The 21,930-nt window shown below is 67.6% G+C and carries 19 protein-coding genes; 7 read left to right on the top strand and 12 right to left on the bottom strand.

Going from position 1 to position 21,930, the window contains the following annotated elements:
* Nucleotides 1-24: 24 nt before the first annotated feature.
* The 5 genes from secF to queA all read right to left on the bottom strand — a co-directional run bounded on the left by secF (nucleotide 25) and on the right by queA (nucleotide 5,725).
* Nucleotides 25-981 carry a protein translocase subunit SecF gene (gene secF / locus ISP14_RS08525; RefSeq protein ID WP_404538132.1) on the bottom strand — a complete coding sequence of 319 codons (957 nt, stop codon included), beginning with the start codon at nucleotides 979-981 and terminating at the stop codon, nucleotides 25-27.
* 16 nt (nucleotides 982-997) lie between these two features.
* The gene (gene secD / locus ISP14_RS08520) at nucleotides 998-2,881 is read right to left on the bottom strand and encodes a protein translocase subunit SecD (RefSeq protein ID WP_404538129.1); all 1,884 of its coding nucleotides are present in this window, start codon (nucleotides 2,879-2,881) and stop codon (nucleotides 998-1,000) included.
* 103 nt (nucleotides 2,882-2,984) lie between these two features.
* On the bottom strand, nucleotides 2,985-3,314 hold the full coding sequence (yajC, locus tag ISP14_RS08515; protein ID WP_404538127.1) for a preprotein translocase subunit YajC: 330 nt from the start codon (nucleotides 3,312-3,314) through the stop codon (nucleotides 2,985-2,987).
* A gap of 186 nt (nucleotides 3,315-3,500) precedes the next feature.
* Entirely contained in the window at nucleotides 3,501-4,631 is a 1,131-nt protein-coding gene (gene tgt, locus ISP14_RS08510; protein WP_404538124.1) for a tRNA guanosine(34) transglycosylase Tgt, read from the bottom strand.
* Nucleotides 4,632-4,693: 62 nt separating this feature from the next.
* Complete coding sequence (queA, locus tag ISP14_RS08505; RefSeq protein ID WP_404538121.1) at nucleotides 4,694-5,725, bottom strand: tRNA preQ1(34) S-adenosylmethionine ribosyltransferase-isomerase QueA; 1,032 nt, start codon at nucleotides 5,723-5,725, stop codon at nucleotides 4,694-4,696.
* 113 nt (nucleotides 5,726-5,838) lie between these two features.
* On the opposite strand from queA, the gene ISP14_RS08500 reads away from it, so the two are divergent.
* A complete protein-coding gene (locus ISP14_RS08500; RefSeq protein WP_404538119.1) occupies nucleotides 5,839-6,384 on the top strand; it encodes a PH domain-containing protein in 546 nt (181 codons plus the stop codon).
* On the opposite strand, the gene ISP14_RS08495 is transcribed toward ISP14_RS08500, so the two are convergent.
* Genes ISP14_RS08495 through ISP14_RS08475 form a run of 5 tightly spaced genes read right to left on the bottom strand, consistent with a single transcriptional unit; the run spans nucleotide 6,381 to nucleotide 11,124 of the window.
* Nucleotides 6,381-6,983 carry a response regulator transcription factor gene (locus ISP14_RS08495; protein ID WP_404538116.1) on the bottom strand — a complete coding sequence of 201 codons (603 nt, stop codon included), beginning with the start codon at nucleotides 6,981-6,983 and terminating at the stop codon, nucleotides 6,381-6,383. The genes ISP14_RS08500 and ISP14_RS08495 overlap by 4 nt on opposite strands.
* On the bottom strand, nucleotides 6,980-8,188 hold the full coding sequence (locus ISP14_RS08490) for a sensor histidine kinase (protein ID WP_404538114.1): 1,209 nt from the start codon (nucleotides 8,186-8,188) through the stop codon (nucleotides 6,980-6,982). Before ISP14_RS08490 ends, ISP14_RS08495 begins: the two co-directional genes overlap by 4 nt.
* Nucleotides 8,185-9,402, bottom strand: coding sequence for a sensor histidine kinase (locus ISP14_RS08485; protein WP_404538111.1), 1,218 nt, complete (start codon nucleotides 9,400-9,402; stop codon nucleotides 8,185-8,187). The genes ISP14_RS08490 and ISP14_RS08485 overlap by 4 nt, the downstream gene beginning before the upstream one ends.
* A gap of 19 nt (nucleotides 9,403-9,421) precedes the next feature.
* On the bottom strand, nucleotides 9,422-10,216 hold the full coding sequence (locus ISP14_RS08480) for an ABC transporter permease (protein ID WP_404538108.1): 795 nt from the start codon (nucleotides 10,214-10,216) through the stop codon (nucleotides 9,422-9,424).
* Nucleotides 10,216-11,124, bottom strand: a complete 909-nt coding sequence (locus tag ISP14_RS08475) for an ABC transporter ATP-binding protein (protein ID WP_404538106.1) — start codon at nucleotides 11,122-11,124, stop codon at nucleotides 10,216-10,218. Before ISP14_RS08475 ends, ISP14_RS08480 begins: the two co-directional genes overlap by 1 nt.
* A 333-nt stretch (nucleotides 11,125-11,457) precedes the next feature.
* On the opposite strand from ISP14_RS08475, the gene ISP14_RS08470 reads away from it, so the two are divergent.
* From ISP14_RS08470 to ISP14_RS08450, 5 genes are all read left to right on the top strand, one after another.
* Nucleotides 11,458-12,954, top strand: coding sequence for an aminotransferase class III-fold pyridoxal phosphate-dependent enzyme (locus ISP14_RS08470; RefSeq protein WP_404538103.1), 1,497 nt, complete (start codon nucleotides 11,458-11,460; stop codon nucleotides 12,952-12,954).
* 180 nt (nucleotides 12,955-13,134) lie between these two features.
* On the top strand, nucleotides 13,135-13,521 hold the full coding sequence (locus ISP14_RS08465; RefSeq protein WP_404538099.1) for a PsiF family protein: 387 nt from the start codon (nucleotides 13,135-13,137) through the stop codon (nucleotides 13,519-13,521).
* Between the two features lie 137 nt (nucleotides 13,522-13,658).
* Nucleotides 13,659-14,300, top strand: coding sequence for a uracil phosphoribosyltransferase (upp, locus tag ISP14_RS08460; protein WP_404538098.1), 642 nt, complete (start codon nucleotides 13,659-13,661; stop codon nucleotides 14,298-14,300).
* Between the two features lie 316 nt (nucleotides 14,301-14,616).
* Nucleotides 14,617-16,263: a methyl-accepting chemotaxis protein gene (locus ISP14_RS08455; RefSeq protein ID WP_404538096.1), complete on the top strand. Its 1,647-nt coding sequence runs from the start codon at nucleotides 14,617-14,619 to the stop codon at nucleotides 16,261-16,263.
* Nucleotides 16,264-16,273: 10 nt separating this feature from the next.
* Entirely contained in the window at nucleotides 16,274-18,070 is a 1,797-nt protein-coding gene (locus ISP14_RS08450) for an EAL domain-containing protein (protein ID WP_404538095.1), read from the top strand.
* A 49-nt stretch (nucleotides 18,071-18,119) separates the two neighbouring features.
* Here ISP14_RS08450 and pip read toward each other — a convergent pair whose 3' ends face one another.
* Nucleotides 18,120-19,076 carry a prolyl aminopeptidase gene (gene pip, locus ISP14_RS08445; protein WP_404538092.1) on the bottom strand — a complete coding sequence of 319 codons (957 nt, stop codon included), beginning with the start codon at nucleotides 19,074-19,076 and terminating at the stop codon, nucleotides 18,120-18,122.
* A 205-nt stretch (nucleotides 19,077-19,281) separates the two neighbouring features.
* Here pip and ISP14_RS08440 point away from each other — a divergent pair, with 205 nt between their 5' ends.
* Nucleotides 19,282-20,496: an OprO/OprP family phosphate-selective porin gene (locus ISP14_RS08440; RefSeq protein WP_404538090.1), complete on the top strand. Its 1,215-nt coding sequence runs from the start codon at nucleotides 19,282-19,284 to the stop codon at nucleotides 20,494-20,496.
* Nucleotides 20,497-20,514: 18 nt separating this feature from the next.
* Here ISP14_RS08440 and ISP14_RS08435 read toward each other — a convergent pair whose 3' ends face one another.
* Entirely contained in the window at nucleotides 20,515-21,903 is a 1,389-nt protein-coding gene (locus ISP14_RS08435) for an FAD-binding oxidoreductase (RefSeq protein ID WP_404538088.1), read from the bottom strand.
* Nucleotides 21,904-21,930: the final 27 nt, after the last annotated feature.

Genomic DNA, 21,930 nt, shown 5'->3' with positions numbered 1-21,930 from the left:
CCCGCGGTGCGGGCGACATCGGTCTTAGGGGCGACGGGCGAGTTCCGGGTTTTCCCGGGTCACCGGCATCAAGTCCTTCTTCGACACGCCCAGCCACAGCAGGATCGGGCTGGCCACGAAGATCGAGGAGAGCGTGCCCACCAGGATGCCGATCAACATGGTGATCGCGAAGCCGTGCACCGCCGGGCCGCCGAAGAAGAACAGCGCGGCCATGGTGATGCCGGTGAACAGCGAGGTGATGATGGTTCGCGACAGCGTGCTGTTGATCGAACGGTTGAGGATCTCCTCCGGCTCGGCCTTGCGCGCCAGGCGGAACAGCTCGCGGATACGATCGAACACCACCACCTTGTCGTTGATCGAATAGCCGATCACCGCCAGCACCGAGGCCAGCACGGTCATGTCGAACTCGCGCTGCACCAGCGCCAGGATGCCGAGGGTCACCAGGGTATCGTGGATCTCGGTGAGCACCGCGGCGATCGCGAAGCGGCGCTCGAAACGGATCCACAGGTAGGCCATGATGCCGAGGATCACGAACACCGCGGCCACCATGCCATCGCTCTTCAGCTCCGCGCCCACTTCGGCGCTGACCGAGGAGCGGCTCTTCAGCGAGGCATCATTGCGCGCGACCTTCAGCGACTGCATCACCGTGCTGGCCACCTTGTCCAGGTTCACCTGGCCTTTGGTGTCCAGCATGTCCTTGGTGGGCTGCATGCGGATCGACACTTCGCGGGAACCGCCCACGCTCTGCACCACCACGTTGTCGAGGCCGCCCTTCTCCAGCGCGTCGCGCACGTCGCCGGTCTGCACTGGCTGGGTGTAGTCCACGATCAGGGAAACGCCGCCGGTGAAGTCCAGGCCGTAGTTCAGCCCCTTGGTGGCGATCAACGCGACCGAAGCGATCATCAGCACGACCGCTACCGCGATGCTGAAGACGCGGATGCGCAGGAAGTGGATATTGCTGTTGTGATTGAAGATTTCCATGGATTGAATCCCGCCCTTAGACCGACAAGGTCTTGAGCTTGCGACGGCCGTGAATCAACGCGGTGAACGCGTGCGTCATCACCACCGAGGTGAACATCGAGGTCAGGATGCCGATGCCCAGCGTGACGCCGAAGCCGCGGATCGCGCCGGTACCCATCGTCATCAGCGCCAGCGCCGCGATCAGGTGGGTGACGTTGGCATCAAGAATCGTGGCCCAGGCCTTGTCGTAGCCGGCGTGGATCGCCGCATGCGGCGTGGAGCCGTTGCGCATTTCCTCGCGCACGCGTTCGCAGATCAGCACGTTGGCGTCGATCGCCATGCCCAGGGTCAGCACGATACCCGCGATGCCTGGCATGGTAAGCGTGACGTGGATCAGCGACATCACCGCGACCAGGATCAGCAGGTTGAAGAACAGCGCGATGTCGGCCACCAGGCCGAACAGCTTGTAGTAGACGGCCGCGCACACTAGCACCAGCAACAGGCCGAGCATCACCGAGTCGAAACCCTTCGTGATGTTCTCCTGGCCGAGGCTGGGACCGATCACGTACTCTTCGACGATGTCCATCGGCGCGGCCAGCGAGCCGCTCTTCAGCAGCAGCGCCAGGTCGGAGGCTTCCTTGGGACTGCCAAGGCCGTTGGTGGAGAAATCCTTGCCGAACGGACTCTCGATGCGGGCGTCGTTGATCACCGAGTAGTAGGTCTTCGGCGTGCGCACTTCCTTGCCGTCGACCGTGCTGGTCTCGTACTCGGTATTGATCAGCAGCACCGCCATCGGCTTGCCGACGTTGGCGTTGGTGAACTCCTGCATCTTCTTCGCGCCGGAAGCATTCAGCGTCACGTTCACCGAAGGCGAGCCGTTGTTCGGGTCGACGCCGGAGTTGGCATTGATCAGCTCATCGCCGGTGACGATCGGGCGCTTGCCCACCAGCACGGGTGCATGGGTGCTGGCTTCGTAGTAGAGGTTGGCGTCCGGCGGGATGCTGCCAGTACGCGCGGCATCCTGGGCACGCGGATCGCCCGCAAAGCCGATGCCCGGGCGGTATTCCAGCGTGGCGGTGGCGCCGATCAGTTTCTTCGCCTCGGTGGGATCCTGCACGCCGGCCAGCTCGACCACGATGTGGTCCTCGCCCTGCTGCTGGATCAGCGGCTCGGATACGCCGAGGTTGTTGATGCGGTTGCGCAGCGTGGCGAGGTTCTGCTTGATCGTGCCCAGCGAGAGGTCGCGCAGCTTGGTCGGCTTGATCGCGGCGTACAGCACGTAGCGGTCGCCGGTGCTGGGGCCGTCAGTCACCGCCAGGTCGGGCGAATTGCCGGCGATCAGGTCGGCAGCCTTGCTGCGATCGTCCAACGAACGCACCACCACCACGATGCCCTGCCCCGCCACCGTGCTGCGCGTCACCGACTCGTAGCGGATGTTCTTGTCGCGCAGCTGGTTGCGGATGTCGTCGGCATAGCTGTTCTCCAGCTTGTCGAGTACGCCGCTCTGGTCCACCTGCATCAGGAAGTGCACGCCGCCCTGCAGGTCCAGGCCCAAAGGCATGGAGTTCGCGCCGATCGTGGTGAGCCAGCGCGGCACCGACGACTGCAGCTTGAACGCTACGGTGTAACCGTCGCCAAGCAGGGTCTTGATGGTGTCGGCGCCGTTCTTCTGCACGTCGGCGTTGGCAAAGGTGGCAAGCAGCTGGTCGCCTTGCACCAGCACTTCGCCAGCGACGACGTGATCCTTGGTCAGGGCGTCGCTCACCTTTTGCCGCAACGCGTCGTCGATCGGCGCCGAGCTCTTGTTGGCGGTGACCTGCACCGCCGGCAGCGGCGGGAAAGCGTTGGGCAGCGCGTAGACGATGCCGAACAGCATGGCCAACACGACCAGTGCGTACTTCCAGCGTGGGAAATCGCTCATCTATGATCCTTTGCAATCATCCATGATCGCGAACGTCGAGAAGCGGCCATCGATGGCCGCACTTCACAAATATAAGAAATGCCCTGCCCCGGCGCGCACCGGATCAGGAGGACTTCAGCGAGCCCTTGGGCAGCACCTGGGACACCGCACCCTTCTGCAGCTTCACCTTCACGTTCGGCGCGATCTCGATCGTGATGAAGGTTTCGCCCACATCGTCCACGCGGCCGGCGAGGCCGCCGTTGGTCACCACCTCGTCGCCCTTGGCGAGGGCGGAGACCATGGTGCGATGCTCCTTCTGCCGCTTCATCTGCGGGCGGATCATCATGAAGTACATCAGGCCGAACAGCACGACCATCATGATGATCATGGAAATGCCGCCGCCCTGGGCCGCCGGAGCGGCCTGGGCCAGCGTGATAGACATCGGAAGACTCATCGGTTCGTCTCGCAAGTAGTGGCGCCAGCAGGAATTTCTGCTGAACGCCCGATAAAAGACCATGGATTATGCCATGCGTTCCCATCCACCGCACGGTGCGCCGGACACCCCCGCCCGGCCCCCGGATGCAGTCAGGGCGCCCGTCACGCTTTGCAAGGCCGAAGGCCCGCGGATGGCGGCGGGATCTCAAGCCTCGACCGCGGCACCCTGCCTGCGCGCATGGAATGCGGCCACGAAATCCTGCAACCGGCCCGCCGCGATCGCCTCACGCAAGCCCGCCATCAACCGCTGGTAGTGACGCAGGTTGTGCATGGTGGCGAGCTGGCTGCCGAGGATTTCGTTGCAGCGGTCGAGGTGGCGCAGGTAGGCACGGCTGAAGCCATTGGCGCAGGCATGGCAGTCGCAGCCCTCCTCGATCACCCGGGTATCGGCGGCGTACTTCGCATTGCGGATGCGCAGCGTGCCCTCGGCGGTGAACAGGAAACCGTTGCGCGCGTTGCGGGTGGGCATCACACAGTCGAACATGTCGATGCCGCGGCACACCGCCGCCACGATGTCCTCGGGCCGGCCCACACCCATCAGATAGCGCGGCTTGTCCCGCGGCAGCAGGCCCACGGTGAAATCCAGCGTGTGGTTGCGCGCCTCTTCCGGCTCGCCCACGGCGAGGCCGCCCACCGCGTAGCCGTCGAAACCGATCTCCACCAGACGTTCGGCCGAGCGCCGGCGCAGCGGCTCGTACACGCTGCCCTGGACGATGCCGAACAGGTTGTTCGGGTTCTTCAGGTCGTCGAACGCCTGGCGCGAACGCTCGGCCCAGCGCAGGCTCAGTTCCATCGAATCGGAGGCGACCTTCTCGGTGGCCGGGTACGGCGTGCACTCGTCGAAGATCATCGCGATGTCCGAATCCAGTACACGCTGGATCTTCATCGACACTTCGGGCGACAGGAACACCTTGGAGCCATCGACCGGCGAGGCAAAGGTCACACCTTCCTCTGTGAGCTTGCGCCGGTGCGCCAGCGAGAACACCTGAAAGCCGCCCGAGTCGGTGAGGATGGGCTTGTCCCAGCCGATGAAGCGGTGCAGGCCGCCGAACTGCTCGACGATCTCCAGCCCGGGCCGCAGGAACAGGTGGAAGGTGTTGCCCAGGATGATCTCGGCGCCGGTCTCGCGCACGTCGCGCGGCGTCATCGCCTTCACCGAGCCATAGGTGCCCACCGGCATGAAGGCCGGTGTTTCCACCGTGCCGCGCGGGAAGGAAAGACGGCCGCGGCGGGCTGCGCCATCGGTGGCGAGAAGGTCGAAATTCAGGGAAGTCATCCCGCCATTATCGCAGGTCCCGGCCTTCTCCCCTCTCCCGCTGGCGGGAGAGGGGCAGATGCTCAAGCACCCTGGGGCAGGATCAGCATCGCATCGCCGTAGGAGAAGAAGCGGTAGCGCTGCTCCACCGCATGCCGGTAGGCGTCCAGCACGTACTCGCGCCCGGCCAGCGCCGACACCAGCATCAGCAGGGTCGATTGCGGCAAGTGGAAGTTGGTGATCAGGCCGTCGATGCTGGTGATGCGATAGCCAGGGAAGATAAAGATCTGGGTTTCGCCCGCGAACGGATGCAGCTCACCGTCCACAGTGGCGCTTTCCAGAGCGCGCACCACGGTGGTGCCCACCGCGATCACCCGCCCTCCGGCGGCGCGGGTGCGGCGGATCTGCTCGACCAGGCTCGCGCCCACGTTGAGCCACTCGCGGTGCATGTGGTGCTCGCTGATGTCCTCAACCCGCACCGGTTGGAAGGTACCCGCCCCCACATGCAGGGTGACATAGCCGAAATCCACGCCACGCCCGCGCAGCTCGGCCAGCAGCGACTCGTCGAAATGCAGTCCCGCGGTCGGCGCGGCCACCGCCCCGGGTTCGCGTGCATAGACGGTCTGGTAGCGTTCCAGATCGGCGGCGTCGGCATGCCGTTCGATGTAGGGCGGCAGCGGCATCTCGCCGAGTTTGAGCAACAGCCGCTCCAACGGTTCGGGCGCCTCGAAGCGCAGGCGGAAGAAACTCTCGTCGCGCCCCAGCACCACCGCATGGCTGCCATCCGCCAGCTCGATCCGTGAGCCTTCCTTCGGCTTCTTGCTCACGCCCAACTGCACGGTGGCCTCGTGCGCACCGGTGACGCGTTCGATCAGTATCTCCACCGCGCCGCCGCTCTCCTTGCGCCCATACAGGCGCGCCGGCAGCACGCGAGTGTCGTTGAACACCAGCAGGTCGCCAGGCTGCAGGAACCCGGGCAGCTCGCGGAACATCCGATCCTGCCGACTGCCGGCAGCCACATCCAGCAACAGCAGGCGACTGGCCGAGCGCTCGGGCAACGGCACTTGGGCGATCAGTTCATGCGGCAGGTCGAAATCGAAATCGGACTTCTTCAAGGAGGGGCTCGGCAACGGAGTGAATGCAATGGGTAGCGCCACATTATCGCGCAAGCCCGGATGTCCGGTCGTTCATCTTGTCCCCGCTGCAGGCAACGGCCAGAATCCGGCCCATGAATCCACGCTACCCCGCCGCACCCTGGAGCGGTTTCCTCAAGGGCATCTCGATCGTCGTCACCCTGCTTCTGCTGGGAATATCCCTGCTGTTCGCATTCGTCATGCCGGTGCGAGTGCCGACGCTCTTGCACGAGGTGGTATTTGCCTGGCCGCTGCTGATCCTGCTGGCCGCCGTGCTCTTCGTGGTACGCGGTTACGAGTTGCGTGACGGCGCCCTGCATGTGCGCCGCTTGTTCTGGACCACCCGGGTGACGCTGGGCGAGCTGCGCGAGGCCGCCACCGATCCCGAGGCCGGCGCCGGCTCGATCCGCTTGTTCGGCAACGGCGGCCTGTTCTCTTTCAGCGGCTGGTTCCGCAACGCCAAACTGGGGCGATACCGCGCCTTCGTCACCGACTGGCAATGTGCCGTAGTGCTGCGGGGAGCCGCGTGCACTGTAGTGCTGTCTCCGGCCGATCCAGCCAGCTTCGTGCGTGCGTTACAACCCAGCGCAGCCGCCCCCGGCAGCAAGAAACCGCTGCCGCGCTGGCGGCAAAGTCGTTAGAGCCAGCCTTTCTGCCGCGCGAGGCGATACGCCTCGATGCGATTCGCCACGCCGAGCTTGCCGATCGCCTCGGACAGATAGTTCCGCACAGTACCGTGCGAAAGATTCAGCTGCGTGGCGATGTCGCCCGCGGAGTGGCCTTCGCCGGCCAGGCGCAGCACCTGGCGCTCGCGGTCGTTCAGTGGATCGGCCTCCGACCACGCCTCCAGTGCCAGCTGCGGATCGATCGCACGGCCGCCGCGGTGTACGGTACGCAAGGCCTCGGCGAGATTCTCCGCCGGTGCATCCTTGAGCAAGTAACCGGACACGCCCGCATCCAACGCGCGGCGCAGGAAGCCGGGGCGCGCGAAAGTGGTCACGATGATCACCTTGATCGGTAGCTCGTGGCGCTGGATGCGCTGCGCCAGCTCCAGCCCGGTGAGGCCGGGCATCTCGATGTCGGTGACCAGCACGTCGGGCTTCAGCCGCTGCAGCTCGCGCCAGGCCGCCTCGCCATCGCAAGCCGAGCCCAGCACTTCGATGTCGGATTCGAGATTCAGCAGCGCCGTCAGCGCGCCGCGCACCATGGCCTGGTCCTCGGCCAGCAACACACGGATCATGCGCCGCCCTCCAGGCCCGCCAGCGCCGGCGCCAGGCGCATACCCGCAGCGGCAGACTTCGACGCGGTGCGCACGGGCACTTCAACATCGAGCGTGGTGCCGCGCCGTGCCGGCGAGTCGATGGCGAGCGTGCCGCCCAGCGCGCGCACCCGCTCGCGCATGCCGCTGATGCCGTTGCCGTGGGCGGCGAGTCCGCCGCGTCCGTTGTCGCTGATGCGCATGTGGAAGCTTTCCGTTTCGCGGGAGAAAACCACGCAGGCCACCGTGGCGCGTGCGTGGCGATGAATGTTGGTGACCGCTTCGCGCAGCACCAGCGCCAGCGACGCCTCGATCTCCGCGGACAGATCGAGCACTGCGGGCATTACGGTGTCGAAGGCGATATTCGACGCTTCCAGCATCAGCCGCGCCGAGACCAGCTCCGCCGCCAGATCGCTGCGCCGCATGCCGGTGACCGCGGCGCGCACCTCAGCCAGCGCATGGCGCGACACCCGCTCCACCTCTTCCATCTCGCGCTGCGCGCGCGGCGGATCGGCCAGCGCCAGCTTGCGCGCCAGTTCGGACTTCAGCGTCACCAGCGACAACGTGTGGCCGAGCAGATCGTGCAGATCTCGGCCGATGCGCTCGCGCTCGGCGAGCACCGCCAGCCGGCGTACCTCGTCCTGCGACAGCCGCAGGGCGGCGTCTTTTTCCTTGTTGATGCGCTCGACCAGCATGATCACGCTGATCACGATGACCGAGGCCGGCATGATCACCAGGACGCTGGTCGGGTAGCCGATCCACCATGCCAGCCCCAGCATCGCCGCGTTGAGCAGCACCAATTGGACCAGCTGAGTGCGCAAGGGCATCCGGCAGTGATTCAGCATCACGCAGGCGTAGACGAAATAGCTGAGGCCGCTCGGATACCAGCGCAGCAAGGCAAAACACAGCACCGCCATGGCCCAGGCGTAGAGGTACGCCGTGCGTTGCGGCGCCAGCTGGATCTTGGCGAAAAGCAGCAGGAACAACGGATAGGAACCGAGCGTGAACCACAGCCAGGTCCGGGTGTATCCATGGACACCGTTGTCGAACAGCGGCGTGACGAAAATCCACAGCGACCACAGCAGATGCACGCTGTCGGCCCACGGCGACTTGCCGCGCCGGAGATCGTCGGCCACTCCGGAGTCCGGGGCGGGCGTAAACCAGCGGACGATGGATGCCGCGCTCATGTGGCGTGCCGGGCCTGCGCAGGGGGCAGCACGTGGGGGCGCGGCGGGTCCGCGTCACGCACAGCGGCTTGCGCCGCCAGCGGCACCACGATGTCCAGCCGCGTGCCATGGCCGGGTGGCGAATCCAGTTGCAAGCTGCCACCGAGCGCCTGCACGCGCTCCTGCATGCCGCTCAGGCCGTTGCCGGCCGTGCGGACGCCGCCGCGACCGTCGTCCTCGATGCGCAACCGCAAGCCATCGCCCGAACGGGTGAGCGATACCTTGGCCCGCGTGGCGTGCGCATGCCGCGCGATGTTCGTCGCCGCTTCGCGCAATATCAGCGCCAGGCTGCATTCGATCGATTCGGGCAGGTTGGCTGCCTGCAAGTGCTGGTCGAACTGTACGCCCGACGTGCGCAGCAGCAGGGCCGCCGAGGCCAGCTCGGCCGCGAAGCCCGCGGCGCGGATGCCGGTGACCGCCGAACGCAGCTCCGCCAGTGCATGGCGCGCCACATCCTCGGCCTCGGCCAGCTCCCGCCGCGCTGACACCTGATCGCGATCCAGCAGCCTGCGCGACAGTTCCAGCTTCATGGTGATCAGCGACAACGTATGGCCGAGCAGATCGTGCAGGTCGCGGCCGATGCGCTCGCGCTCTGCGGTGGCGGCCAGCTGGCGGATCTGGTCGTGCGACATGCGCAGCCGGGTGTTCTTCTCCCAGTTGATGCGTCCCGCCAGCGCGCCGACACCCGTACTGGTGCACACCCCCACCAGGATCAGGTGGGCATACCAGGGCCAGTGCAGAAAGATGCCCTCGAGCACCAGCAGCGCCTGGATGATCGCCATCCTGATCGCGCTGGCGAGCCACGACCCCTGGTAAGGCACCATCGCGCAGGCGAACACCGCGTACGTCCACCCGGCGGGATTCAACGGCATCGACAACGCGGTCAACACCACCAGCGCACCCACGTAACCGTTCACCTCGGCGGTGGGCCGTATCCACGAGAGCAGGAAGATCAGCAGGAAGAGCGGATAGCCCAGCCCCAGCGACCACCAGAAGCCCGGCCCCACATGCTCGAACAGCGGGCCGAGGAACACCCAGAACGACCACAGCAGGTTCCACGCATAAGCCCATGGCGAATGGCCCGCGGCCAGCATGGTTGCCGCCGCGGAACCTGGCGCCGGCCTTAGCCAGGCGAACCATCGCCTGCCGGGAAAATGCGCACTCGTATCGTTCATGCCGGCATGCTACTGCGAGTCAGCCGACCCGGCGCAGCCGACGCACCGCCAGCGCGAAGAAGATCGCGGCGAACCCGGCCAGCACCAGCGCATGGGGCAGCACCGCGTCATGCGTGAGGCCCGCCGCGGTCAGCGCGATGCGGTCGAGGTGATAGCTCGGCCACACCGGCGCGAACTGCTGCAGCGACTTCGGCAGCATCGACAACGGGAACCACAGGCCGGACAGGAAGGACATCGGCAGATAGACCAGCTGCAGCATGCCGGGCGCGCCCTGCCCTTTGATCAAGGTGCCCACCAGCATGCCCAGCGCGCAGAACGGCAGCACGCCCAGCATGCCGGTGGCAAGCAACGCGACGGCCTGCTCAGCTGTCATCGCCACGTGCCCCAGCCCCGTCGCCATCGCCAGCAGCATCAGCACCACCACCGCGGCGGCCCCCATCGCCATCAGCATCTTGCCCAACAAATAGGCGCCCGGCGGCATCGGCAGCGCACGTTTCCAGGTCAGCAGCCCGCCGTCGCGCTCCAGCGACAGCGACACACCGAAGCCGAACAGGCCCGGGCTCATCACGCCGAAGACGCTGTAGCTGGCCAACAGGTAACGCGCCGCATCGGCTCCCTCGGATCGCCCCATCAGCACACCGAACACCAGATAGAACAGGCCCGGGAACAGCAGAACCGGCAGCAAGAAGCCCGGCGCTCTCAAATAGCGCAGGCATTCGCTGCGCGCCTCGGCAAGGTAGGCGCCGAGCACGCGGCGCGGCGGCATGACGGGGACGGTAGCCGACGATGCGGCGACAACGGCAACGGCGTTCATCAGGCAGCCTCCTGCTCGGCGGCGGTTTCGCGGGTGAGTTCGGTGAACGCTTCGGCCAGGCCGGCGCGTTGCACCTCCAGTTCGGACAGGGCGGGATCGGCATCGAGCAGCCGGCGTACCACCGTTTCGGCACGGGCCGTGGCGATGCGCAGGTGGCCGTTCTCGCGCGCGGCGGACGCCACATCCGGCCAACGGGCGACCGCGTCGGCATCGAGGTCGCTCACGCAGCGGATGCGGGTGAGCGCCACGCGCTTGCGCAGGTCGTCCACGCTGCCCTCGCTGAGCACCCGGCCCTGCCCCAGCACCACCACGCGCTGCGCCAGCGCTTCGGCCTCTTCGAGGTAATGCGTGGTGAGCACCACCGCGCAACCTTCGGCGACCAGCGTGCGCATCGCCGCCCACAGCTTCTGCCGTGCGTCGATGTCCATGCCCACGGTGGGTTCGTCGAGGAACAGCAGCTCCGGCCGACCGCACATCGCCAGCGCAAACTGCACGCGCCGTTGCTGGCCGCCGGACAGCTTGCCGTAAGGCCGCAGCAGCAAGTCGCCGATGCCGGCCAGCGCGGCGGTCTCGTCGAAGCCGCGCGGCTCCGGGTAGTAGCTCATCGTCAGGCGCAGCAGCTCGCCGACGCGCAGCGTCGGCGGCAGATTGGCCGACTGCAGCATCACGCCGATGCGCCGGCGCGCCTCGATGCGCTGCGGGTCGAGTCCAAACAATTCGGCGCGGCCGGCGTCGGGGCGGATCAAGCCAAGCAACAAGCTGATGCTGGTGCTCTTGCCGGCGCCGTTGGGGCCGAGCAGGGCAAGCAGTTCACCGCGCTTCACGGCGAGGTCCACGCCATCCAGGGCGGTGAGGGAGCCGTAGCGCTTCACGGCGGCGGCAAGTCGGGCAACAGTGGTGTCGTTCATGGTGGTCTCTCCTCCTGTTCCACAGCCTAGGCAGGGCGTGTCACCGGCCCCAGTCGCCAGCGTCAACCATCGCGGGTGACAAGCGTCATCCACGCCCCGAACGCAGGCCAAACCATTGATCGAAAAAGAGGGGACAAGGTGACAGCCGCCCGCCGCGCCAGGCTCAGGGGGTACCGGGCAGGCCATGCCGCGGGTTATCCTCGCGGTTCGTGGACGCGCGCATCCCCGGCCGAGCCGGGCCACGCGCCGCGGGAGCCAGGCTCCCCCACGCACTACACGTCGGCCTGCTTTGCGCTGGGTGCGAGGCGCCGACGGATTTTCGAGGAGAACGCCATGGGTTTGATCGATCAGCTGCGCGAACTGCGCGAATTCGGCGGCAAGCCGCGCACCACCGGCCTGGACGATGCCAGCATCGAGCGCATGGCCGCGGCCGACGCCATGCTCGGCGAGGCCGTGGCCGCTGCCGTGGCGCGTCATCGCGAACTGCGCGCCGAGCTCGGCGACTTCCTGAAGCTGGACGAAGCCGAGCAACTGGCGCAGGCGCTGGCCGGTTTCGTCAACTTCTACCCCGACGACGCGATCAACCCCTACCTGCCGGCTGCTGCGCGCGGCCCGTGGGTCGTCACGCTGAAGGGCGCGGTGGTGCACGACAACGGCGGCTACGGCATGCTCGGCTTCGGCCACAACCACCCGGCCATCGATGCCGCGCTGGCCCGCGGGCAGGTGATGGCGAACGTGATGACACCGAGCGTGTCGCAACTGCGCCTGACCCAGGCGCTGAACCGGGAGCTGGGCCGCAACCGCGGCAGCAATCCCTACGTCAGCTACCTGTGCCTGAACTCCGGCTCCGAGTCGGTCGGCCTGGCCTGCCGCATCGCCGACGTCAACGCCAAGCTGATGACCGACGCCGGCGGCCGCTACGCCGGGCGCACGATCAAGCGCTTGGCGGTGAAGGGCGCGTTCCACGGCCGCACCGACAAGCCGGCGCTGTATTCCGATTCCTCGCGCAAGACCTACCAGCAATACCTCGCCAGCTACCGCCACGAGGACAGCGTGCTGGTGGTCGAGCCCTATAACGTGGCCCAGCTGGAAGCCGCGTTCGCCGACGCCGACAAGCACGGCTGGTTCATCGAGGCGATGTTCCTGGAGCCGGTGATGGGCGAAGGCGACCCTGGCCGCGCGGTGACGCCGGAGTTCTACGCGGCCGCCCGTCGGCTCACCGAGTCGCACGGCAGCCTGCTGCTGATCGACTCGATCCAGGCCGGCCTGCGTGCGCACGGCGTGCTCTCGCTCACCGACTACCCCGGCTTCGAGAAGCTGCCCGCGCCGGACATGGAGACCTTCTCCAAGGCGCTCAACGCCGGCCAGTACCCGCTCTCGGTGCTGGCGGTGAGCGAACGCACCGCCGGCCTGTACCGCAAGGGCATCTACGGCAACACCATGACCGCCAACCCGCGTGCGCTGGACGTGGCGCTGGCCACGCTTGGCGAGCTGACCGATGCGGTGCGCGCCAACATCCGTGCCCGCGGCAAAGAGTTCGTGGACAAGCTCAACACGCTGAAAGACGAGCTGGGCGGTCTGATCACCAAGGTGCAGGGCACCGGCCTGCTGTTCTCCTGCGAGCTGGCCCCGCAATTCAAGTGCTACGGCGCCGGTTCGATCGAGGAATACCTGCGCGAACGCGGCATCGGCGTGATCCACGGTGGCGTCAATTCGCTGCGCTTCACCCCACACTTCAACGTCACCAGCGCCGAAGTGGACCTGGTGGTGTCGCATGTGCGCCACGCCCTGCTTGAAGGCCCGCGCAAGAGCGAAAGCAAGGCCGCCTGAGCCAGTCCGCCCCTCCTGTCGTAGCCGGGTTTTCGCTACGGCAGGATGCCCGGGGCCCGTCGCCGACATCGGTGCGGGCCGCGGGCCTACAGGTCCGACGCATCGTTCAGCGACGATGCTCCCTCCACGGCTATAGACTGCCCTCGCCGGCACCCGCCGGTCACCTAGGGAGGTCACATCATGTCCGTGTCGATCCGTGTGCTTGCTGTCAGTGCCGCCATGGCGCTCGCCGGTGCCGCTTTCGCAGCCACCGCCGCGCCCGTCGCGCCGCAAGCCGCCATGACCGCAGCCCCGGCTGCCAAGAAGCCGCTCACCGCGCAGCAGCAGCGCATGACGGACTGCAACAAGGAAGCCACCGGCAAGAAGGGCGCCGAGCGCAAGACCTTCATGAGCTCCTGCCTGAAGGGCGAGAGCACCGCTGCCGCACCGGCGGCCAAGGCCACGCAGCAGGAAAAGATGAAGAGCTGCAACGCCGACGCGAAGACCAAGGCGCTCAAGGGTGCCGACCGCAAAACCTTCATGAGCACCTGTCTGAAGGGCGACGCTGCCGCCGCTCCGGCCGGCTGAGCCATCGCCCCGCCTAGGCGTCGATGCGCTGACGCCCCCGCCCCTGTCCGACGGCAACGCCGGGCAGGGGCGTTTCGTTTGCGGCGGGTGTTTTATGCTCGGCTTCTTCGCGCAACCCGCAGCCGGAGTCCCATCGCATGAAGCTGGTCGAAGTCCGCCACCCCTTGATCCGCCACAAGCTGGGCCTGATGCGCCGCGCCGGCATCAGCACCAAGGAGTTCCGCGAACTGGCAGGCGAGGTCGCCGCCCTGCTCACCTACGAGGCCACCAAAGATCTGCAGACCGTCGAGGAGCACATCGAGGGCTGGGCCGGCCCGCTCGTCGTGCAGCGGATCAAAGGGGCGAAGATCACCATCGTGCCTATCCTGCGCGCCGGCCTCGGCATGCTGCCCGGGGTGCTGGACATGATCCCCGCGGCCAAGGTCAGCGTGGTCGGCCTGCAACGCGACGAGCAAACGCTGAAGCCGATCGCCTACTACGAAAAGCTCACCGGCCGCATGGACGAGCGCATCGCCCTGATCGTCGACCCTATGCTGGCCACCGCCGGCACCCTGGTCGCCACCGTGGATATGCTGAAGGCCGCCGGCTGCAAGCACATCAAGGGACTGTTCCTGGTTGCCGCCCCGGAAGGGTTGCGGCGCATCGAAGCGGCGCATCCGGACATCGAGATCTATACCGCCGCGATCGACGAGCGGCTCAACGAGCACGGCTACATCCTGCCCGGCCTGGGCGACGCCGGCGACAAGATCTTCGGCACCAAACAGTTTCCCGTCAGCTGAGTCATCGGGGCATGGCCGGTCGCAAGCCACCGGCACGGGATGCCTGAAACCGGTTCACGATCCCCGCAGGGCTCGCGCAGCTCTGCCGCCGTCGCCGCGTGAGGATCGTCGGCAAGCGCCTGCCCTTGCGCGTTCCGCGAAAGCGCAACACGGCAGTCACGGAACCGACATCTCGCCACGTCATCTTCCACGCGCCCTTCCAGCCCACTGGAAGGAATATAACAATTTGATTTCAAAGAAAATTTATTCGCCACTTCGCTAAAGTTGCGACGCGATGGGCCGACAGCTCCTGCAGATCCCCACGCGCACACTCCCCATGCTCAAACGACCGAAGTGGATTGCCGCCCCGAGCTTGCGCCAGCACCTGTTGCTGCGCCTGTTCATCGTCCTTGGCCTGCTCGCGGTGACCAGCGTTGCCGGCCTGCTGCAATTGCGGCAGGCCGATCGCCGCATCCAGGGACTGGTGCAAGGCTCGCTCAGCCCGGTCGCCGACGTCGGCCGGGTGCAGAACGACTACAACAGCAGTCTGCAGACACTGGTTCACGCGGTGCTGTCGCAACTGCCTTCCGCCGTGGACGAGGCGCACACACGCATCCATGCCGACCGCGTGGATGCCATGCGGCACTGGAAACCGCTGCTGTCCAGCGAACTGGCGCAGGCACAGGCGCAGACCCTGAAGCTGGCCGCGATCCATCGCGACGACGCCGACCGCACCATCGACGAAACACTGGCCCTGCTCGACGCAGGCCAGTTCCAGCTGGCCGCGCTCAAGCTCGGCACGGAAGTGCAACCCGCCTACCAGCCGCTGCAAAGCGACTTCGCCAACCTGTTCCTCGCCGCGCTGGACCAGGGCAGCGCGCAAGCGCAGAGCCAGCGCCAGGCCAACCGCGAGGGCATGGGGCTGTTGCTCGTCCTGCTGGCCGCGGCGCTGCTCTCCGCCATCGTGCTGGATGGTGCGCTGATGCGCAGCCTGCTGCGGCGCCTGCGGCAAGCCACCCAGGTCGCCGAGCGCATCGCCGCAGGACGCCTGGGCGAACCGGTCGATCCGGGTCGCGACGACGAGCTGGGGCGGCTGCTGCGTGCGCTCGCCTCGATGGACCGGCAGCTCGCGCGCGTGCTGACCCTGGTACGCAGCAGCGCCTGCTCGGTGGAGCAGCGCGCGCACCATCTGGCACGCGACAACCAGGCGCTCAGCGCCCGCACCCAGACGCAGGCCGCCGGCCTCGAACAGACCTCGGCGTCGATGGAGCACATGGCCGCCACCGTCGGGCAAGGCGTCAGCCACGCCGACGGCGCCGCCCAGGCGGCGCGCGACGCGCTGGGTCATGCGGAACAAGGCCGCCACGTCGCGGACGAGGCACTCGCTTCCATGCATGCGATCCAGCAGGCCAGCCGCGACATCGCGGAGATCGTCGACCTGGTCGACAGCATCGCCTTCCAGACCAACCTGCTTTCGCTCAACGCCGCCATCGAGGCGGCCCATGCCGGCGAACGCGGACGCGGCTTCGCCGTGGTCGCGGGCGAGGTGCGCCAGCTGGCACGCCGCTGCGTGGAGGCCGGCCAGGACATCCGCCGGCTGGTCGCCGGCAGTACCGAGGCGGTGGAACTGGCGCGCCACAAAGTGGCGCAGTCGGGCGCCGCGCTGGACGGCATCGTGCAGAGCGTGGCGCGCGTCTCCGCGCTGATGGCCCGGATCTCCGACGCCGGCCGGGAACAAGCCGGCGGCATCGGCCAGATCAATCGCGCCGTGGCCGAGATGGACCGCATCACCCAGGCCAACGCCGGCCTGGTGGACGACATCAATGCCACCGGCCAGGCGCTCGCCGGCGATGCCGGGGCACTGATCCGCCAGGTGGATTTCTTCCGCCTTCCCGCCGAATCGCCGGTGCCTCATGGACCGGAAGCGGATGCCCGGCCCTCGCCCGCAGCGATGCTCCCTTCCCTGGTCGCTCGCGCGGCCTGAAAGCCAAGGCATGCCCATCCTCCCCGCACGCCACCGCAGCCCCCACACCATGCTCGAGCGCGCACTCGCTGCAGGAAGCCTCCATGCGGTCTTCCAGCCCGTGGTGCGCCTGGACACGCTGGAAGTGGTCGCGCACGAGGGGCTCAGCCGCTGCGCCTTCATGCCCGGCAACGTCTCCATCCTCGATCTGCTCGACCTCGCCCGCATGGAGGGCCGACTGGTCGACATGGAGCTGCACGCCGCACGCACGATCTGCGCCGCCTTCGCCGCGCAGGGCGGCACCGGCCGGCTGCTGCTGAATCTCAGCGCCCGCGCCATCCTCAACGACAGCTTGCGCCCGGACGAAGTGCTGGCCGCATTGCGCACCAGCGGTCTGGATCCGGCCCGCGTCACCATCGAGATCACCGAACGCGACGTGGTGGAGCGCCCTGCCCTGCTTGCCCACGCGCTGGGTTACCTGCGTGCGCATGGCGTCCGCATCGCTCTCGACGATTTCGGCAACGGCCACTCCAATTTCGAGATGTGGAACGAGATCCACCCCGACGTGGTGAAGATCGACCGCTACCTCGTGCACGGGCTGTCGCGCAGCGCCGGCCGACTGGCGATCGTGCGATCACTGTGCCAGGTGGCCGAGGCGCTGGGGGCCGACCTCGTCGGCGAGGGTGTGGAAGACCCTGCCGACCTGCGCGTGCTGCGCGATCTCGGCATCCCCTACGCGCAGGGTTTCCTGATCGGACGTCCGGCGCCAGCCCTCGTCGCGGCGGCCCGCGCCGAGGCCAGGCATGTACCAGGCGGGCCGGCTGTGCCGGTGCTGCCGCGCCCGCGCGGCCCGATCACCCAGCGCCCCACCCAGGTCAGCCATCTGCTGATCGAGGCGCCGATGGTGGATCCGCACCAGACCAACGAGGAGGTGATGGCCTTGTTCGGCCGCCACTCCGAACTGCACGCCGTGGCGGTGGTCCGGAACGGCAGGCCGATCGGCCTGGTGAATCGCCGGCTGGTGAACGAACGCATGGCGCAACCGTTCGCCCGCGAACTGCTGGCGCGCAAGCCATGCACCGTGCTGATGAACGACGCGCCGCTGGTCTGCGACGAACAGCGCAGCCTGGAAAGCCTCGCCGACGTGCTACGCGGCGAGGACCAACGCTACCTGGCCGACGGTTTCATCGTGACCCGCCACGGCCATTACCTCGGGCTGGGCACCGGCGAGGCGCTGGTGCGGCGCGTAAGCGAGTTGCGCATCGAGGCAGCGCGCCACGCCAACCCGCTGACCTTCCAGCCCGGCAACATTCCCACCACCGAACACCTGGAGCGCCTGCTTGATGGCGGCGAGCGCTTTGCGGTGGCGCACGTCGATCTCACCGACTTCAAGCCCTTCAACGACCACTACGGCTATTCGCGCGGCGACGAGATGATCCGGCTGCTGTCGGGCCTGCTGAACGAGCACGTCGACCCGGCGCTCGACTTCGTCGGCCACATCGGCGGCGACGATTTCGTGGTGCTGTTCCAGAGCACGGACTGGGAGACGCGTTGCTGGCGCATCGTCGAGGCCTTCAACGCGCGCGCGCCGCAGCTGTTCGATGCCGACGACCTGGCGCGCGGCGGCCTGCGCGGCAAGGACCGCCGCGGCGAGCCGCAATGCTTCCCATGCACCACCGTGGTGATGGGCGTGGTCGAGCTGATGCCGCCCCTGCCGCAACGCGCCGCGTCGATCGCGATGCTGGCGGCGCGCGCAAAGCGCCAGGCCAAGCGCGCCGGCACCAGCCTGCACGTGTCCTCCCGCGCGGGCACGGCGGCCGCGCCGTAAAGCCGGGCTCCGGCCATGGCCGGCCGTAGCCCAGCCCCGCGGCAGCGCCTCAGGCGCGGAAGCGGTCGGTCGCCTCGATGAGCTCGTGGATATTGCCCGGCTCGAACGCCGAGTGGCCGGCGTCCTGCACGATGCGCAGGTCGGCCTCCGGCCAGGCGCGGTGCAGATCCCACGCGCTGCGGATCGGGCAGACCACGTCGTAACGGCCTTGCACGATCACCGCCGGAATCCTGCGGATGCGGTCCACGTTGCGCAGCAGCTGGTCGTCATGCGCGAAGAAACCGCCGTTGACGAAGTAGTGGCATTCGATGCGCGCGAAGGCCAGCGCGAAGGCATCCTCGTCGTGCGAGCCGATGCTGGCCGGGTCCTGGAACAGGTAGCTGGTGGCGCCTTCCCACACCGACCACGCGCGCGCCGCGGCAAGCCGGGTGGCCGGGTCGTCGCTGGTGAGGCGGCGATGGTAGGCGCTCATCAGATCGCCGCGCTCGACCTCGGGGATCGCCGCCAGATAGGTCTCCCACGCATCCGGGTACAGCGCGTCGCAACCCTTCTGGTAGAACCACTCCAGTTCCCAGCGGCGCAGCATGAAGATGCCGCGCAGTACCAGCTCGGTGACCTTGTCCGGGTGCGTCTGTGCATACGACAGCGCCAACGTGGAGCCCCACGAGCCGCCGAACACCTGCCAGCGATCGATGCCTAGATGCTCGCGCACGCGCTCGATGTCAGCCACCAGGTCCCAGGTGGTGTTCTCGCGCAACTCCGCATGCGGTGTGGACTGGCCGCAGCCGCGCTGGTCGAACAACACGATGCGATACACCGCCGGATCGAAGAAGCGCCGGCATTTCGGATTGGTGCCGCCGCCCGGCCCGCCGTGCAGGAACACCACCGGCTTGCCGTCCGGGTTGCCGCACTGCTCGTAGTACAGCGTGTGCAACTCCGAGACCTTGAGCATGCCCCGATCGTACGGCTCGATCTCGGGGTACAGCGTGCGGCGTTCCTGGCTCATCGGACTTACTCGGCGGCATCGGGGGCCGCCAAGGCTAGCACGGCGGCCAGGCACACCCTCCCGGCCATACGCCCCCTTCCGGCGTCTCGCCGAAGGTGCTGCCGGCAGGGCATGAACACATGCCAACACTTCATTTCGTTCGCGCCGGTCCGGTTGCTCGAATGGCATTCCCCTTCCGGATACCCCGCTGCGCACGCGCCCATCCATGACGCCACGCTCCGCATTCGCCTACCTAACCACCTTGATGCTCGCTGCCGCGGCACCCGCCATCCACGCGGCCGACGACCGCGACGCCCCGAGCGACCTGCCGACGCACTTCGCACTCGGCCAGGACACCGTCGCCGGCGTCACGGCGCTCTACCAGTTCGACGTGAACCGCTACGCGCAGGATCGCGGCCGCTTCGACGACGCGGCGACCAACCGCCGCAAATACCTCGGCCTGTACCTGCGCCACCCCGGCCTGTACGACGCGATCGTGCAATACGATTTCCAGGCGAAGCAATGGAGCGACACCTACATCCGCGTGCGCAGCCAGGGTTTGCTCGGCGCGGACGTCGGGCTGTTCCGCTTCGGCTACAGCAAGACGCCGGTAGGTTTCGAGGGAGCGACCTCGGCGGCCGCGACGACGTTCATCGAAACCGCACTGCCGACCCAGGCCGTCTGGGAGGGGCGGCGCAGCGGACTGGACTGGGCCTTCCTGCGCCCCACCTATCTCGTCAACGTGGGCTACTACTTCGTGCCGGAGGATCTGGACGGCAACAACCCCGGGCGCAGCGTGGCCGCCCGCTTTGCATGGGTACCGATCCAGCGCGATGGCCATGTGCTGCACCTGGGCATTTCGGCATCGCGCGAAACCCCCGAATGGCACGCCGGCCAACCACCGTCAGCGCGGTTCCGGGCGCGGCCCGAGGATGGCCTTTCGCCCGTCATGCTCGTCGATTCGGGCACGCTGCCCCATACCGATCGTATCGATCGGCGCGGCCTGGAGGCGCTCTGGATCGACGGCCCATGGTCGGTCCAGGGCGAATACCTCCAGGCCACCGCCCAGCGTGGCGACGGACTACCGGACTACAAGGTCCACGGTTATTACGCCTACGCCACCTGGACACTGACCGGCGAGTCGCGCGTCTATGCCGACGGCAGTGTCTCGGAACGCCGCTACCGCAGCGCCGACCGCTCGGCGATCCATCCCGCCGGCCACGCCTGGGGCGCACTGGAGATCGCGCTGCGCTACAGCCAGCTCGACATGGACGACACGCGCCCCGCGGGAGGCCGCGAGCACGACTGGACGCTGGGCGCCAACTGGTACCTGGGCACGCACCTGAAGTTCCAGGCCAACGAAGTCTGGGCCGCGAGCACGCGCCAGGAACGGCAAGCCGGTCCGCACATCACCGAACTACGTGCCCAGCTCAGTTTCTGAATCGCCGGCGACGCCGGCTCAGGCCGGCTCGAACAGCTTGCCGGGGTTGAGGATGCCGTTGGGGTCGAACACCTGGCGCACGCCGCGCATCAGCGCGATCTCGGCCGCGCCGCGCGTGCTGTCGAGGTAAGGCCGCTTGACCAGGCCGATGCCGTGCTCGGCGGAGATGCTGCCGCCATGTTCCTTCAGCGTGGCGGCCAGCAGTTTTGTCACATGTTCGCACTGCGCGATGAAGTCCGCGTCGGCCATGCCGACAGGTTTGAGCACATTGATGTGCAGGTTGCCATCGCCAATGTGGCCGAACCACACCACTTCGAACTGCGGGTACTCGCGCGCCAGCAGTGCCTGCATCGCATGCAGGAAAGCCGGCACGGCGCCGATGCGCACCGACACGTCGTTCTTGTACGGCTTGTGCGGCGCCAGGCTTTCGGTGATGCCCTCGCGCAACCGCCACAGCGCGGCGGCCTGGGCTTCGCTCTGCGCGATCGTGCCGTCGACGATCCAGCCCTGCTCCATGCCTTCGCTCAGCACCGCCAGCGCGGCATCCTGCGCGGCTTCGTCCGGCGCATCGAACTCGGTGACCACGTAATACGGATGCTCGCCGTCCAGCGCGCGCTGCGCACCATGCGCGAGCACATGCTTCAACGCCACATCGGTGAAAAATTCGAAAGCCTGCAACGCCAGCTTCGCGCGGAACAGGCCGAACACCGCCAGCACTGCATCCATGCCCGGCAACGCCAGCAGCATGGTCTGCGCCGGCGGCGGCGGGTCGGTGAGCCTGAGCGTGGCTTCCACCACGATGCCCAGGGTGCCTTCCGAGCCGATCATCAGCTGGCGGAAGTCGTAGCCGCTGGAGTTCTTCACCAGCGCGCGGTTGAGGTCGAGCAGCTCGCCATTGCCGGCCACCACCTTGAGTCCGGCGATCCATTCGCGGGTGTTGCCGTAGCGGATCACCCGGATGCCGCCGGCATTGGTGGCGATATTGCCGCCGATGGAGCAGGAGCCGCGCGCGGCGAAATCCACCGGGTAGACCAGGCCGTGCTCGCGCGCCGCCCCGTGCACCGCTTCCAGCGGCATGCCCGGCTGCACGGTGAGCGTGCGATCCGCGGCATCGAAGCCCAGCACGCGGTTCATCCGCTCCAGGCTGAGCACCAGCTCACCGTGCGCCGCCACTGCGCCGCCGGAAAGCCCGGTGCGGCCGCCCGAAGGCACGATGGCCACATGGTGTTCGTTGGCCCAGCACACGATGCTCTGCACTTCCTCCACCGTGGCCGGCAGCGCGATCGCCAGCGGCGCCGGCGCCCAGCGGCGGGTCCAGTCGCGGCCGTAGTGCTCCAGGTCGCCCTGCCCGGTGAGCAGGCGCAGGCCGGGCAGGCGGTGGGCGAGGTCGTCCAGGGCGGCGCTCATGTGCTCTCCGGTGGGTCAGTCTTGCGA

Source organism: Dyella agri (assembly GCF_044904705.1).
Classification (GTDB): domain Bacteria; phylum Pseudomonadota; class Gammaproteobacteria; order Xanthomonadales; family Rhodanobacteraceae; genus Rhodanobacter_A; species Rhodanobacter_A agri.
Note: the sequence above shows the minus strand (reverse complement) of the source record. Positions and strands in the feature narration are given on the sequence as shown.

Excerpts from the sequence above, each read along its gene's own strand:
- tgt (WP_404538124.1), bottom strand. The coding sequence starts at position 4,631 with ATGACTTCCCTGAATTTCGACCTTCTCGCCACCGATGGCGCAGCCCGC.
- ISP14_RS08475 (WP_404538106.1), bottom strand. The coding sequence starts at position 11,124 with ATGAACGACACCACTGTTGCCCGACTTGCCGCCGCCGTGAAGCGCTAC.
- secD (WP_404538129.1), bottom strand. The coding sequence starts at position 2,881 with ATGAGCGATTTCCCACGCTGGAAGTACGCACTGGTCGTGTTGGCCATG.
- yajC (WP_404538127.1), bottom strand. The coding sequence starts at position 3,314 with ATGAGTCTTCCGATGTCTATCACGCTGGCCCAGGCCGCTCCGGCGGCC.
- ISP14_RS08435 (WP_404538088.1), bottom strand. The coding sequence starts at position 21,903 with ATGAGCGCCGCCCTGGACGACCTCGCCCACCGCCTGCCCGGCCTGCGC.
- ISP14_RS08485 (WP_404538111.1), bottom strand. The coding sequence starts at position 9,402 with ATGAACGATACGAGTGCGCATTTTCCCGGCAGGCGATGGTTCGCCTGG.
- upp (WP_404538098.1), top strand. The coding sequence starts at position 13,659 with ATGAAGCTGGTCGAAGTCCGCCACCCCTTGATCCGCCACAAGCTGGGC.
- ISP14_RS08470 (WP_404538103.1), top strand. The coding sequence starts at position 11,458 with ATGGGTTTGATCGATCAGCTGCGCGAACTGCGCGAATTCGGCGGCAAG.
- ISP14_RS08490 (WP_404538114.1), bottom strand. The coding sequence starts at position 8,188 with ATGAGCGCGGCATCCATCGTCCGCTGGTTTACGCCCGCCCCGGACTCC.
- secF (WP_404538132.1), bottom strand. The coding sequence starts at position 981 with ATGGAAATCTTCAATCACAACAGCAATATCCACTTCCTGCGCATCCGC.
- ISP14_RS08455 (WP_404538096.1), top strand. The coding sequence starts at position 14,617 with ATGCTCAAACGACCGAAGTGGATTGCCGCCCCGAGCTTGCGCCAGCAC.
- ISP14_RS08495 (WP_404538116.1), bottom strand. The coding sequence starts at position 6,983 with ATGATCCGTGTGTTGCTGGCCGAGGACCAGGCCATGGTGCGCGGCGCG.
- ISP14_RS08450 (WP_404538095.1), top strand. The coding sequence starts at position 16,274 with ATGCCCATCCTCCCCGCACGCCACCGCAGCCCCCACACCATGCTCGAG.
- ISP14_RS08440 (WP_404538090.1), top strand. The coding sequence starts at position 19,282 with ATGACGCCACGCTCCGCATTCGCCTACCTAACCACCTTGATGCTCGCT.
- ISP14_RS08465 (WP_404538099.1), top strand. The coding sequence starts at position 13,135 with ATGTCCGTGTCGATCCGTGTGCTTGCTGTCAGTGCCGCCATGGCGCTC.
- pip (WP_404538092.1), bottom strand. The coding sequence starts at position 19,076 with ATGAGCCAGGAACGCCGCACGCTGTACCCCGAGATCGAGCCGTACGAT.
- ISP14_RS08480 (WP_404538108.1), bottom strand. The coding sequence starts at position 10,216 with ATGAACGCCGTTGCCGTTGTCGCCGCATCGTCGGCTACCGTCCCCGTC.
- ISP14_RS08500 (WP_404538119.1), top strand. The coding sequence starts at position 5,839 with ATGAATCCACGCTACCCCGCCGCACCCTGGAGCGGTTTCCTCAAGGGC.